The following is a 13064-nucleotide window of genomic DNA, read 5'->3' as shown; positions in this document are numbered from 1 at the left end:
TCCCCGACCCATTCCCCCATCACCACGAAAACGAGTCTGGCCCCGCCGCTCACGCGGCGGGGCCAGAACCCCAAGATCTTCATGAATCTTCTAGGACGCGCCGTGCCGCCTCTCGGGCGTGACGGCGGCAAGCGCGCCCTGCAGCGCCTGGTCGGCCCGCCGGTCCAGCTGCCCGCTCGTGCCGCACGCCCAGTGCCGTACCTCCGCTCCCGCCAGGCACAGCAGCTGAGGCAGCAGATCGGTGCTCCGCCGCACCAGCCACCCGGTGCCCGCCGTGGCCAGCCAGAACAACGAGTCGGCACGGCTGGGCCGAGGCTGCTCCGGCTCGCGTCCGGGCGGGGCGCCGAGGGCGAGACCGCGGGCGGCGAGCAGGGCGTGGAACCCGGCCGCGACCGACCGATGGCCACGCTCGGCCGGATGGAGCCGGTCGACGCTCCACAGTGAACGGTCGGAGACCCATGTCCCGTCCGAGGCGTGCAGATGGACGGCGTCGTAGCGGGCGGACAGGGCATGCACCACGGCATTCACCGCACTCTGCCGCCGGGCCAACGGGCGCCCCAGGGGTGCGGGCAGCCCGAGGACGGAACCGGGATCGGGCAGACATGCCGTCAGGAGTACGGCTCCGCCGCCGGTCAGGAGCGCACAGACCTCGTCGAGCCGCTGCGCGACGATCCGGATGTCGAAGGAGCGGCGGAGGGTGTCGTTGACGCCGACGACCACGGAGGCGAGGTCGGGCCGGAAGGCGGCGGCGGCCGGAGCCTGCCGGTCACGGACATCGCCGGAGAGCGAACCGCTGACGGCGAAGTTACGGAACTCGACGCCCCGGTGCCGGTCGCCGATGCCCTCGGCAAGCAACGCGGCCCAGCCGCGCCGGCCACCGGGGACAGGATCACCGACTCCTTCGGTGAACGAGTCCCCGAGCGCCGCGAACCGGATCGGGGGGCGGGGGCTCCCGGGCGGTGCGGTCGGTTCCGGCGGAGCTTCCGCGACGGGCACGGGAGCCGGCCGGCAGACCGGTGCGGGCGCCACTGGCACGACCGGCACCGCCACGGCACCCTCCAGGCCGCCCGCCCGCGCCCGTACCCCCGTCATGTGAGCACTCCCCGGATCCCGCCCCGCTGCGGCACTTGGTGCGCCGCCAGGAACGCGGCCACCGAGCGGTCCCAGCCGAAGCGTTCGGCACGTCGTCTCGCCGCCGTGCGCCGCTCGTTCTCCGGGCGCGCCAGCAGTTGCCGTACCGCCGCGGCGAATGCGTCGCCGGTGTCCGCCGCAGCCGCTCCCGCACCGCCGATGACCTCCGGCAGCGCCGAACTCGCGCTCGCCACCACGGGGGTGCCGCAGGCCAGTGCCTCCAGGGCGGAGAGGCCGAACGTCTCGGCTGGGCCGGGTGCCAGGCAGATGTCGGCCGCGGCCTGCAGATCCGCCATCCGCTCCCGGTCGCGCACATGGCCCAGGAACTCGACCGGCAGCCGTTCCGCCCGCACCCGGCTCTCCAGCCCCGCGCGCAGCGGCCCGTCGCCCGCGACGAGCAGCGTCGCAGGCACGCCCAGGCCGTTCAGGACGGCGAGGGCATCCAGGGCGCGGCCCGGACGTTTCTCCACCGAGAGGCGGGAGCACAGCAGAAGCAGTACGGACCGGCCGTGCGCATGGCGGGCGTGCAGGACCGTGCTGCGGCGGCCGGGGCGGCAGCGCCGCAGATCCACACCGAGCGGGGCGCGGACCACGTTGCGCGCGCCGATCCGTATGAACTCACGCTCCGCCCACTCCGTGGTGCAGACGATCCTCGTGTAGGCGTGAGCACTGAGGATGTTGAGGCGGTCGGCCGCGCGTCCGGCCGCGGCCGCCGGTAGGCCCCAGGTGCGCAGCACCCCGTCCGCCGTCTCGTGGGAGACCATCACGGCGGGCACCCTGGCGCGGCGCGCCCACTCGCCCGTCCAGCGCAGGGTGGTGCGGTCAGAGACCTCCAGACGGTCGGGCCGCAGCGTTCCGAGAAGGTCGCGGAGCCTGCGGCGGCCGGCCAGCACGCGGTAGCCGCCGCTGCCCGGCAGCACCGGACCGGGCAGAGTGATCACCCTGCCCTGCTCCATGTACTCATCGCCGGCGGTGTCGCCGGGGACGACGAGCACCGGCTTGTGCCCGGCCGCGAGGTAGCCGCGGCCGAGTTCGTCCAGGGCGGTGCGCAGTCCGCCGGAGGACGGGGTGACGAAGTTCGCCAGCCGAACGATGGTCGTTCCCCGCTCGCGCCCGGTCATGCGGCCACCGCCTGCCGGTCGCGCAGCACCTCGTCGTAGTGGCCGAGCAGCTGATCGCCGACGGCTTCCCAGGTGCGGCCCTCGACCATGGCCCGCCCGGTCCGTCCGTACGCCGCCGCGAGGGCCGGGTCCGCAACGAGTGCGCCGACGGCCGCCCGTACCGCATCGGCGTCGCGCGGCGGGACCAGCAGCCCGGTCCGCCCGTGGCCGACGAGGTCGAGCGGCCCGCCTGCGGCCGGGGCGATCACGGGCACACCGGAGGCCATCGCCTCCTGCACGGTCTGGCAGAACGTCTCGTACGGGCCGGTGTGCACGAACATGTCCAGCGACGCGACGATCCGGGCGAGGTCGTCCCCGGTCCTGCGGCCGAGGAAGGCGGCGCCGGGCAGAGCCGCGCGCAGCGAGGCGCCGCTCGGGCCGTCGCCGACGACCACGACCCGCACCCCCGGCAATCCGCAGGCTCCGGCGAGAAGTTCCACATGCTTCTCCGGGGCCAGCCGGCCGACGTATCCGACGAGCTTCTCCCCGCCGGGGGCGAGGCGCCGGCGCAGCGCCTCGTCGCGCAGCGCGGGCCGGAACCGTACGGTGTCGACCCCGCGCGGCCACAGCTGCACCCGCTCCACCCCGTGGTCGGTGAGGTCGCGGACGGCGGCGGTCGACGGAGCGAGCGTGCGGTCGGCGGCGCTGTGCACAGCGCGCATCCGCCGCCAGGCGGTGTTCTCGCCGGCGCCGAGATAGGTACGGGCGTAGCCGGCCAGGTCGGTCTGGTAGACGGCCACGGTCGGCAGCCCCAGCCGGGCGGCGGCCGCCATGCCGCGGACGCCGAGCACGAACGGTCCGGCGAGATGGACGAGTTCGGCCCGGTGGGCGATGAGGGCCGCGGTCAGCCGACGGCTGGGAAGCGCCACCCGGACCTGGGAGTAGCCGGGCAGCGGCAGGGACGGGACGCGCACCACGGGGCAGGGCTCGGCCGACGCGAAGAGGTCGGTGCCGCCCGCGGTGCCGGGGTACGGGGGTGAGGCGGAGCGGGACGTGGTCGCCGCGCCGGCGGTGGCCGGGGCGATGACGAGCGGTTCGTGGCCGCGCGCGGCGAGATGCCGGGCGGTCTGCAGGGTGCAGTGGGCCACGCCGTTGACATCGGGCGGGAAGGATTCGGTGACGATGACGACACGCATACCCGTGTTGTCGTCGCGCCGGACGTGACTGGGCCGACTTGGATCTTTCCCCCCGGGGAACGTCCCATGAGCGTTGGACGTTCGTGGGCGGGTACGCCGCGCTCCCCCGAAGCGCTGCGTCCTGCTGTGCGTGGAGCGCGTCAGACAGCGGGGGCGTCGGGCCCGAACCTGCTGCGTACCGCGGTCTGCACCTCGGCCTCTTCGGCCGGGTCGGCGGCCAGTCGGCGCAGCCGTTCGGCGACCCTGATGTCGCCGGTTTCCGCATGGAGTGCGGCGACCTCGCGGGTGGACTCCTCACAGTCCCACAGGCATTCGACGGCGAAGCCGGTGGCGAAGGAGGGGTCGGTGGCGGCGAGCGCGCGGGCCGCCCGGCCGCGCAAATGGGAGGAGGACGTCTCCCGGTAGACATGGCGCAGAACGGGTGCGGCACAGGCGATGCCCAGCCGGCCCGTGCCGTCGACCAGGGTCCACAGACGCGGTGCGTCCGGCCCTTCACCGCGTACGGCGTCGCGCAGGGCGGCGAGGACGAAGGAGGCGTCCTGCGCTCCGCCCCGGCAGGCCAGCACGCCGGCGGCGGAGGCGCCGAGCGCGTCGGGCCGTCGGGCCCAGCGCCGGGCCCGGTCCACCGCCGCGTCGCCGCACATCCGCTCGAAGGCCGACACGGCCGCGTCGGCGACGGTGCTCGACGGGCTGACCGCCGCGGCCTCGATCAGGTCGAGGACAGCGGGGTCCCTGACCTCGGAGAGGTAGTGCAGGGCAGCGCAGCGGGCGCCGTCCGGGCCGCTGCGGGCGGTCTCGACGATGAACGGCCGGTCCTCGGGACCGGCGACGGCGGTGAGGCAACGGGCGGCCGGTACGTGCAGGACGCTGCCGCGGTCCAGCCCCTGCTGGGCCCAGTCGAACACGGCCTGGACGCTCCAGCCAGGGCGTGGGCCGCCGGGCCGCATCTGCCGCTGCCAGCGGTCGAACGAGCCCTGTTCGGAGGCGGCCCTGACCCGGGCGCCGACCGCTTCACGCGGGTCCTCGGCCCACAGCCGCCAGGGCCGGGGCTCGAAGGCGTCCCGTACGGCGGCCGCGAGTTCGGCGGCGCCCTCCTCGGTGGCGGGGAACCGGGCGAGGACGGGCAGGGCGAGGGAACGGAGCCCGGCGTCGTCGTCACGCAGGGCCAGCTCGTCGAGTGCCCACGCCCAGTTGGCGCCCGTCGCCGCGTACCGCCGCAGCAGGGCCAGGGCGTCGCCGCGTCCGTATGAGGCGAGGTGGCCGAGGACCGCGAGGGCCAGGCCGGTCCGCGAGTCGTCGGTGTCGATGTGGTCGTCGGGATCGCAGAGATGCCGCTCGATCTCCTCGATGCCGCCGTCGAGGTCGAGATACAGGCGTGCGTAGTAGAGGGAGCGGTTCTCGACCTGCCAGTCGTGACGCGGGTCGCTCAGGACACAGTGGTTGAGCGCCGCGAGGGCCTCGGGGCGCGGTGCGGCAAGCGCGTGGAGCGTGCCGTCGCCGCGGCCCCTCTGCAGCAGGCCGAGCAGGGTGCCGCTCGGCGCTATGAACGGATCGAACATGGGAGAAGCCTCACATCAAGCTGTCGACGCAACCGGGACTGTGCAGTTCCAAGTGCCGGGTGGGCACTACGCCGCGCAGCAACATGATCGGCCGACCGCCGTCTTCTGCTTGCTGTAGACCATCTTCCTCTGCCTCTCGTCGGTGGCCCGAATCGGGCCCGCGACGTCATGATGACCCAGCCATTTCGCCACCGCGACCACATTTACGGCGAACCCGTTCAGCGGGAGCCGAAGAGTTCCAGCAGGTCGACCTTGCCGAACATGCGTGCGGTGTCCGTTGCGGACGGTGTACCGGCGTCCGGGTCGGCGCCCGCCGCGAGGAGCGCCTCGATCACCGCGGCCTCGCCCTTGAAGACGGCCCCGGCGAGCGGCGTCTGGCCGCGGTCGTTGGCCCGGTCCGGGTCGGCTCCCCGGCTCACGAGGGCCGCGACCGCGGGAGCGTGCCCGTGGTACGCGGCGAGCATGAGCAGCGTGTCACCCCGGTCGTTGGTGAGGTTTGCGGGCACACCGGCGTCCACGTACGCGGCGAGCGCCTCGGCCTCCCCGCGGCGCGCCAGGTCGAAGACCTTGGTCGCCAGCTCGACGACCTCGGGGTCGGGGGCTTCGCTCATCGGACGGACCGCCTTCCATAAACGGGTTTCACTGCTGTCGGCCAGGGGCTGGTACGCCGTGCGGGCCGTACGAGTGAACCGACAGGGTACTGCCCTGCAGCGCACATGCCGCGCCCCGGCCGCGGCAAAGGATCACGTCACGCGAGGCCCCCACCATGCGCGGCCCCGGAAGTTCCGTCCGCACCGCGTTCCCCTGTCGGCCAGTTCAGTGAAAAAACCGAGTTTTCACCCAATTGCAGCTTTTATCCTATAGATACTTTTTGTGAGGCTGGAAGAACTCATGGTGACTGTCCCCCCGACCAGGAGAACCACTCATGAACCTTTCCATGTCTGGCGTCGTCATCCTCGGCATCATCGTCTTCCTGTTCTTCAGGAAGGACGGTCTGAAGGGCTCGCACGCTTTCGTCACCGCCCTGTTCGGCTTCTATCTGGCAGGCACCGCCATCGCACCGAGCATCACGGCGGGCGGCGCGAGCCTGGCCAGCCTCCTGGGCGGGATCAAGTTCTGACCCGCCGCGACCGCTCCCACCCCTTCAGGAGAACCGACGTGGCCCGGCGACCCCTTCCCCGCATTCTGAGCAGCGGCAGCGCTTCGATCACTCGCAGTCGCGAGTTCGCGCGCACGGCCGCCGGCAACGCCACCGACGTCCTCCATCCGCTGATCAGGGTCGTTCGTGGCCTGCGGCTGCTGGCGGGTGCGGGACGACAGAAGTGGGCCGCGACGCCCAAGGAGCGGCGTAATCCCATCCTGTTCCTCATCGCGGCCTGCGTACTCGTGGTGGTGCTGATCCCGTACGGGCCGCTGCTCGCCCTGGTCACGGTGATGGGCGCCGCCGCATGGAAAGGGCGGGAACGCACGCCCCCGAAGACCGGTCCCGGCAAGGCCGAGACGGCGCGGCTGCAGGCGCTGTACGAGGCACTCGTGCCGCACTTCTCCGTCGCCGAGGACCCCAGTCCGCTGTTCGCCCACGGTGGCGACTGGGCCAAGGCGTTCAGCAGCTACGCGTTCGACGGCGACGGTCGCGTCACCCGCCTCCAGGTCTCGTACCCCGCATACTTCACCGACAGCGAAACCGCCTCCCGTGCCCGGATCGAACAGCTGCTGCACGCCAAGTCGGGCCGTGGCCGCGAGTACCACTTCGCCTGGGACGAGGAGGCCAACCAGCTCGTCATGAGCGTGCTCGACGCACTCCCCACCTCGATCGCCGCACAGCGCTTCGTCACCGCGCCGGGCGAGACGGTGCTGGGTTTCACCGACACCGACGCGGTGCAGCGCACCGTGCCGGTGACCGAGGGGGACACGACCCGGGACGCTCCCCCGGTCGTCTGGCGGACCGGCGCCCGCTCCACCGAGCCGCACCTACTGATCGCCGGACAGCCCGGCAGCGGCATCACCACCCTGTTGCGCTCCATCGCCGTCCAGGCGCTCCAGCACGGAGACATCCTCATCATCGAAGGCAGCGGAACCGGCGAGTACGCCTGCCTGACCGGGCGCACCGGAGTGCTGGCCGTCGAGTGCGGACTGGCCGGCGCGCTGGCCAGCCTGGAGTGGGCGGCCCACGAGACGGAGCGGCGGCTGATCGCCGCCAACCGGGCCCGGCAGGCGGGTCACTCCGCGCCCGAGGACACCAGGCGCCCGCTCTGGATCCTGCTGGACCGGCCCAGCGTCCTCGGCCATCTGGCGGCCGCCGACGGCAGACCCGACCCGCAGGAGCTGCTGCAGGTGCCGCTGCGGCACGGCCGCGCGGCCAGTGTCACCGTGGTGCTGGCCGACCAGTTCGACAGCCTGGACACGCTCAGCGAGACGGTACGGACCCACACCAGGGCCCGCGTCGTGCTCGGCCACAGCTCCCGCGAGCAGATCGAGTCGGTGCTCGGCGTGGAGCCGCACACCACACCGACCCCGGAGGTCCCGCCCGGCCGGGGGTACGTGCGGCTCGGTACTGGTCCGGTGCTGCGGCTCCAGGTTCCGGCCACACCTGATCCGTACGACGACGCGACGAGCGAGGCGCACCGCCGGGCGGTGCTCGATCTCCTGCCCACGGGGGAGACGCCGATCGAGGCGAGTGTTCCGGATCCGGCGACTCCAGCGACTCCAGCGACTGCGGCGACTGCGACCCCTTTGACCCCGCAGAACGCACTCACCGCGGAGATCGCCCTGACCCCCGAGCAGATGTCGCTCAGCGAGTAGGAGCGCGGAAGGGGCGGGGAAGGATCACACCATCCTCCCCCGCCCCTTCCGCCGCACCTCGGCCGTCAGGCGACGAACGTGCGAGGCGCCTCCGCTCCCGCGCTCGCCCCCGACCTCACCAGTTCCGCCGCAGCGGCGAGCCGTACCGCCGCCTCGTCCGCCACCGGACCGCCGACCGTGAACGGCAGCCGTACGTATCCCTCGAAGGCGCCGTCGACGCCGAATCGCGGACCGGACGGCACCCGCACCCCCACCCGCTCGCCCGCCACAGCCAGCCGTGACCCCGAGAGTCCGCCGGTGCGCACCCAGAGCGTCAGCCCGCCGCGCGGTACCTGGAACTCCCACTCCGGCAGCTCCCGGCGCACCGCCGCGACCAGTGCGTCCCGGTTCTCCCGCGCCTGACCGCGCCGGAGCTCGACGGCCTCCTCCCAGCCCCCCGTGCGCATCAGCCAGTTGATGGCGAGCTGTTCCAGCACGGGTGTGCCCATGTCGGCGTAGGCGCGGGCGGACACCAGACTGCGGATCACGTCCGGCGCGGCCCGCACCCAGCCGATCCGCATGCCGGCCCAGAACGCCTTGCTGGCCGAGCCGACGGTGAGCACGGTGCTGCCCGCCGGGTCGAAGGCGCAGACCCGGCGCGGCATCTCGACATCGGCGTCGAGGTACAGCTCGTTCATGGTCTCGTCGACGACCAGGACCGTCCCGGCGGAGCGGGCCGCGTCCACCAGGGCCCGCCGCTGGCTCTCGTCGGCGAGCGCGCCGGTGGGATTGTGGAAGTCCGCCACGACGTACGCGAGCCGGGGCGCCGCGTCACGCAGCACCTGCCGCCAGCGGTTCATGTCCCAGCCGCCGATCCCGTCCTCCATCGCCACCGGCACCAGCCGGGCGCCCGCCTCCCGCATCAGCTGAAGGATGTTGGCGTACGAGGGGGACTCCACCGCGATCCGCTCGCCGCGCCCGGCGAAGAGGTGGCAGATGGCGTCGATCGCGCCCATCGCACCGGTGGTGACCATGATCTGTTCGGGCATCGTCGGGATGCCGCGCCCGGTGTAGCGGTCGGCGATCATCTGCCGCAGCGCGGGCAGCCCGGCCGGATAGTCGCCGTGGGTGTGCGCGTACGGCGGCAGCTCCTCCAGGGCGCCCTGGACGGCGCGGGTCAGCCAGGGTTCGGGCGCGGGCAGCGAGGCACAGCCCAGGTCGATCATCGAACCGAGCGACTCCGGGGGCAGCGGTTCCAGGCCGCGCGCGGGCAGGGGGTTGCCTGCCGGGACCGCGGTCCAGCTGCCGGCGCCGCGCCGGGACTCCAGGAACCCCTCGGCACGCAGCGCCTCGTAGGCGGCGGCGACGGTGGTACGGCTGACGGACAGGGCGAGCGCCAGCTCGCGTTCGGCAGGGAGCCGGGCGGCAACCGGCACCCGGCCTTCGAGGACGAGCAGCCGGACGCCGTCGGCGAGCGCGCGATAGGCGGGGGGCCTGCGGGCGCCGGGGCCCATCGGCTTCTGCTGCTGGGCCTGGAGCTGCCGGGCGAGCTGCGCGGCACCGACGGCCGAAGTCCACTGCGCCATGTAAATCAGTCCACCTTCCTCGGATTGGCCATAGTTGGCAGCCAATCCCCTGCCACAGAGTGTCATGCGGCAGTCCACCATCACCACACGGCAGCAGTCCACCACCACACGAGGGAGCACATCTTGTCCGTCACCGCCGTCCCCCGCCGGGCGCACCTCACACGGCGGCTGATGCAGCTGTACGTCGGTCTGGCCCTGTACGGGGCGAGCTCGGCGCTCATGGTCCGCGCCGGGCTCGGGCTCGAACCCTGGGGGGTGCTGCACCAGGGCCTCGCACAACGCACCGGGCTGTCCATCGGGGTCGTCGCGATCATCGTCGGCGCGGCGGTCCTCCTCCTATGGATACCGATGAGGCAGCGCCCCGGGCTCGGCACGGTCTCCAATGTCTTCGCCATCGGCCTCGCCATGGACGGCACGCTCGCTCTCGTCCCGGAGCTGCACGGACTGGCGGCCCGGATCGTTATCATGGTCGCGGGGATCGCGCTCAACGGTGTCGCGACGGGGCTGTACATCGCGGCACGGTTCGGCCCCGGGCCCCGTGACGGTCTGATGACCGGATTGCACCGGCGCACCGGCCGCTCGGTCCGCCTGGTCCGTACGGCGATCGAGGTGGCCGTGGTGGCGACCGGCTTCCTGCTCGGCGGCTCCCTGGGCGTGGGCACGGTCCTGTACGCACTGTCCATCGGCCCGCTCGCCCAGCGGTTCCTGCGCTTCTTCGCCGTCCCCGAGGCGAAGCCCGCCGACGAGACCGTCGCTCCCGCGCCGGGGTCCGGCACCGCCGCCGTCACCGGCCGGCCATCGGAGGAGGCCATACTGCCGCAGTGACTTCTGTACGCCACCCCTATCTGGACCATCCCGTGACGATCCCGTTCGCCCACCGAGGCGGAGCGGCGGACGGGATCGAGAACACCACGGCCGCGTTCCGCCGGGCCGCCGATGCCGGCTACCGCTACTTCGAGACCGATGTGCACACGACGTCGGACGGACGTCTGGTCGCCTTCCACGACGCCACCCTGGACCGGGTGACGGACGCCCGTGGCCGGATAGCCGACCTGCCGTGGAGCGAGGTGCGGCGGGCCCGGGTGGCGGGCCGTGAACCGCTGCCGCTGTTCGAGGAGCTGCTGGAGGCGTTTCCCGACGCCCGCTGGAACGTGGACATCAAGGCCGAGCCGGCGCTCGTCCCGCTGATCGACCTGATCCGCCGGACCGATGCCTGGGACCGGGTGTGTGTCGGCTCGTTCTCGGAGACCCGGGTGGCCAGGGCGCACCGCCTCGCGGGCCCCCGGCTGGCCACCTCGTACGGCATCCGCGGCATCCTGGGCCTGCGGCTGCGCTCGTACGGCATACCGGCCGCCCTGCGCGCCGGAGCGGTGTGTGCGCAGGTCCCGGAGAGCCAGAACGGGCTCCGGGTGGTCGACCGGCGCTTCGTCCGGGAGGCCCATGCCCGCGGACTCCAGGTCCATGTCTGGACGGTGAACGAACCGGAGCGGATGGCAGCTCTCCTCGATCTCGGTGTGGATGGCATCATGACCGATCACATCGAGACGCTGCGCACGGTGCTGAGCGATCGGGGGGCCTGGGCCTGACGCCGGCCCGGCGGCGTCACCACGGGGAGATACGAGGGGGGTGCGGGTTGAGCACCGAGACCGCCGACACCGCTGAGCCGACGCCGGAACACACCACCGGCGGTGCCGGTGCCGCGGACCGCAAACGCGAACAACGCGGCTGGTACTTCTACGACTTCGCGTGTTCGGTCTACTCGACCAGCGTTCTCACCGTGTTTCTCGGCCCCTACCTGACGTCGATCGCCAAGGCCGCCGCCGACGCCGACGGTTTCGTGCGCCCGCTCGGCATCCCGGTGCGCGCGGGGTCGCTCTTCGCCTACGCGGTCTCGATGTCCGTCGTGGTGGCGGTGGTGATGATGCCGATCGTGGGCGCCGCCGCCGACCGCACGGGCCGCAAGAAGCCCCTGCTGGCGGCCGCCGCATACGTAGGAGCGGCCGCGACGACCGGGATGTTCTTCCTGGACGGCCACCGCTATCTGCTGGGCGCGTTCCTGCTGATCGTGGCGAACGCGTCGATCTCGGTGTCGATGGTGCTCTACAACGCGTATCTCCCGCAGATCGCCGAGCCCGACGAACGCGACGCCGTCTCGTCCCGGGGCTGGGCCTTCGGCTACACGTCGGGGGCGCTGGTCCTGGTCCTCAATCTGGTCCTCTACACGGGCCACGATTCGTTCGGTCTCTCCGAGTCCGACGCGGTACGGATCTGCCTGGCGTCGGCGGGGGTCTGGTGGGGAGCCTTCACGGTCGTACCGCTGCGTCGGCTGCGTGACCGGCGGGTGGCACCGGGCGGTGAGGGCGCGGTCGGCTCCGGCTGGCGACAGCTGCTCGCGACCCTGCGCGACATGCGCCGCCACCCGCTCACGCTCTCGTTCCTGCTCGCCTATCTTGTTTACAACGACGGCATCCAGACGGTGATCTCGCAGGCGTCGGTGTACGGCTCCGAGGAACTGGGCCTCGACCAGACATCCCTGATCACGGCCGTGCTGCTGGTGCAGGTGCTGGCGGTGGCCGGGGCCCTGGGCATGGGCCGGCTGGCGCAGGCGTACGGCGCGAAGCGCACGATCCTGGCCTCGCTCGTCGTCTGGACCCTGATCCTCGTCGCCGGATACTTCCTGCCCTCGGACGCCCCGGTCTTCTTCTATCTGCTGGCCTCGGCGATCGGCCTGGTCCTCGGCGGCAGCCAGGCACTGTCCCGCTCGCTGTTCTCACATCTGGTGCCCCGCGGCAAGGAGGCGGAGTACTTCTCCGCGTACGAGATGAGCGACCGCGGACTGAGCTGGCTGGGGCCGCTGGTGTTCGGTCTCGCGTATCAGCTGACCGGCAGCTACCGGGATGCGATCATCTCTTTGGTGATCTTCTTCGCGGTCGGTTCCGTGCTGCTCGCGAGGGTGCCTGTACGGCAGGCCGTCGCGGCCGCGGGAAATCCCGTTCCTGAACGGATTTAGACGTTGAAGTGAAAGGCCGGTAGTGTACGCCTTTGGCCTGCCCGGAGGACCGTTACTGCGAGTGGAAGAAGCCGAACCGTTGGGTGACAACTTCTGCCAAATGTGACAAACCGGGCAATGTTGGGTACCCAACTCTGAAAAAGCAGCGGCACGACGGGCGACGCATGACCGGCAACGGGAATCTTTGCCGCCGACCGGACGTTGACCGGATGACGACGACAGCGACACCTGTCCTGTGGGCGACAAGCCCGGGAGGCACGATTCATGAGTGAGCGAGCTCTCCGCGGCACGCGCCTCGTGGTTACCAGCTACGAGACGGACCGCGGCATCGATCTGGCCCCGCGCCAGGCGGTGGAGTACGCATGCCAGAACGGACATCGATTTGAGATGCCGTTCTCGGTAGAGGCGGAAATTCCGCCGGAGTGGGAGTGCAAGGCGTGCGGCGCCATGGCACTCCTGGTGGACGGGGATGGCCCCGAGGAGAAGAAGGGCAAGCCTGCGCGTACGCACTGGGACATGCTCATGGAGCGGCGCACACGCGAGGAGCTCGAGGAGGTGCTGGCCGAGAGGCTGGCGGTTCTGCGCTCCGGAGCCATGAACATCGCCGTGCACCCGCGAGACAGCAGGAAGTCTGCCTGACCGCGCGACACCGCAGAGAGACAGAGCCGCGGGCCGTGACACACCGAGCGTGTGTCACGGCC

Annotated in this window: 12 protein-coding genes; 6 read left to right on the top strand and 6 right to left on the bottom strand. The window is 72.0% G+C overall.

What is annotated here, in order from left to right; genetic code table 11:
* Window positions 1-90 precede the first annotated feature (90 nt).
* From ACNPQM_RS41705 to ACNPQM_RS41685, 5 genes are all read right to left on the bottom strand, one after another.
* Window positions 91-1092, bottom strand: coding sequence for an SGNH/GDSL hydrolase family protein (locus tag ACNPQM_RS41705; RefSeq protein ID WP_418088072.1), 1002 nt, complete (start codon window positions 1090-1092; stop codon window positions 91-93).
* Window positions 1089-2252, bottom strand: a complete 1164-nt coding sequence (locus tag ACNPQM_RS41700; protein WP_418088071.1) for a glycosyltransferase — start codon at window positions 2250-2252, stop codon at window positions 1089-1091. Before ACNPQM_RS41700 ends, ACNPQM_RS41705 begins: the two co-directional genes overlap by 4 nt.
* Window positions 2249-3427, bottom strand: a complete 1179-nt coding sequence (locus tag ACNPQM_RS41695) for a glycosyltransferase family 4 protein (RefSeq protein ID WP_418088070.1) — start codon at window positions 3425-3427, stop codon at window positions 2249-2251. The genes ACNPQM_RS41700 and ACNPQM_RS41695 overlap by 4 nt, the downstream gene beginning before the upstream one ends.
* 140 nt (window positions 3428-3567) lie before the next feature.
* Window positions 3568-4986: a HEAT repeat domain-containing protein gene (locus ACNPQM_RS41690; RefSeq protein ID WP_358861021.1), complete on the bottom strand. Its 1419-nt coding sequence runs from the start codon at window positions 4984-4986 to the stop codon at window positions 3568-3570.
* 218 nt (window positions 4987-5204) lie between these two features.
* Window positions 5205-5597, bottom strand: a complete 393-nt coding sequence (locus ACNPQM_RS41685) for an ankyrin repeat domain-containing protein (protein WP_358861022.1) — start codon at window positions 5595-5597, stop codon at window positions 5205-5207.
* Between the two features lie 314 nt (window positions 5598-5911).
* Here ACNPQM_RS41685 and ACNPQM_RS41680 point away from each other — a divergent pair, with 314 nt between their 5' ends.
* Window positions 5912-6106, top strand: coding sequence for a hypothetical protein (locus ACNPQM_RS41680; protein ID WP_266988092.1), 195 nt, complete (start codon window positions 5912-5914; stop codon window positions 6104-6106).
* Window positions 6107-6144: 38 nt separating this feature from the next.
* Complete coding sequence (locus ACNPQM_RS41675) at window positions 6145-7788, top strand: hypothetical protein (RefSeq protein WP_418088069.1); 1644 nt, start codon at window positions 6145-6147, stop codon at window positions 7786-7788.
* A gap of 65 nt (window positions 7789-7853) precedes the next feature.
* Here the strand turns inward: ACNPQM_RS41675 and ACNPQM_RS41670 are convergent, their stop codons facing one another.
* Window positions 7854-9353 carry a PLP-dependent aminotransferase family protein gene (locus ACNPQM_RS41670; protein WP_418088068.1) on the bottom strand — a complete coding sequence of 500 codons (1500 nt, stop codon included), beginning with the start codon at window positions 9351-9353 and terminating at the stop codon, window positions 7854-7856.
* A 123-nt stretch (window positions 9354-9476) separates the two neighbouring features.
* On the opposite strand from ACNPQM_RS41670, the gene ACNPQM_RS41665 reads away from it, so the two are divergent.
* From ACNPQM_RS41665 to ACNPQM_RS41650, 4 genes are all read left to right on the top strand, one after another.
* A complete protein-coding gene (locus tag ACNPQM_RS41665; RefSeq protein ID WP_418088067.1) occupies window positions 9477-10178 on the top strand; it encodes a YczE/YyaS/YitT family protein in 702 nt (233 codons plus the stop codon).
* A complete protein-coding gene (locus ACNPQM_RS41660) occupies window positions 10175-10939 on the top strand; it encodes a glycerophosphodiester phosphodiesterase (RefSeq protein WP_418088066.1) in 765 nt (254 codons plus the stop codon). Before ACNPQM_RS41665 ends, ACNPQM_RS41660 begins: the two co-directional genes overlap by 4 nt.
* 47 nt (window positions 10940-10986) lie before the next feature.
* Window positions 10987-12363: an MFS transporter gene (locus ACNPQM_RS41655; RefSeq protein WP_358861027.1), complete on the top strand. Its 1377-nt coding sequence runs from the start codon at window positions 10987-10989 to the stop codon at window positions 12361-12363.
* Between the two features lie 264 nt (window positions 12364-12627).
* Complete coding sequence (locus ACNPQM_RS41650) at window positions 12628-13002, top strand: RNA polymerase-binding protein RbpA (protein WP_007262928.1); 375 nt, start codon at window positions 12628-12630, stop codon at window positions 13000-13002.
* The last annotated feature ends 62 nt before the right edge of the window (window positions 13003-13064 follow it).

The organism is Streptomyces sp. NPDC056231 (assembly GCF_048270745.1).
Taxonomy (GTDB): Bacteria; Actinomycetota; Actinomycetes; order Streptomycetales; family Streptomycetaceae; genus Streptomyces.
Note: the sequence above shows the minus strand (reverse complement) of the source record. Positions and strands in the feature narration are given on the sequence as shown.

What these genes read in the sequence shown, in the direction of transcription:
- ACNPQM_RS41695 (WP_418088070.1), bottom strand. Translation starts at nt 3,427, where the DNA reads ATGCGTGTCGTCATCGTCACCGAATCCTTCCCGCCCGATGTCAACGGC.
- ACNPQM_RS41670 (WP_418088068.1), bottom strand. Translation starts at nt 9,353, where the DNA reads ATGGCGCAGTGGACTTCGGCCGTCGGTGCCGCGCAGCTCGCCCGGCAG.
- ACNPQM_RS41685 (WP_358861022.1), bottom strand. Translation starts at nt 5,597, where the DNA reads ATGAGCGAAGCCCCCGACCCCGAGGTCGTCGAGCTGGCGACCAAGGTC.
- ACNPQM_RS41680 (WP_266988092.1), top strand. Translation starts at nt 5,912, where the DNA reads ATGAACCTTTCCATGTCTGGCGTCGTCATCCTCGGCATCATCGTCTTC.
- ACNPQM_RS41705 (WP_418088072.1), bottom strand. Translation starts at nt 1,092, where the DNA reads ATGACGGGGGTACGGGCGCGGGCGGGCGGCCTGGAGGGTGCCGTGGCG.
- ACNPQM_RS41690 (WP_358861021.1), bottom strand. Translation starts at nt 4,986, where the DNA reads ATGTTCGATCCGTTCATAGCGCCGAGCGGCACCCTGCTCGGCCTGCTG.
- ACNPQM_RS41650 (WP_007262928.1), top strand. Translation starts at nt 12,628, where the DNA reads ATGAGTGAGCGAGCTCTCCGCGGCACGCGCCTCGTGGTTACCAGCTAC.
- ACNPQM_RS41700 (WP_418088071.1), bottom strand. Translation starts at nt 2,252, where the DNA reads ATGACCGGGCGCGAGCGGGGAACGACCATCGTTCGGCTGGCGAACTTC.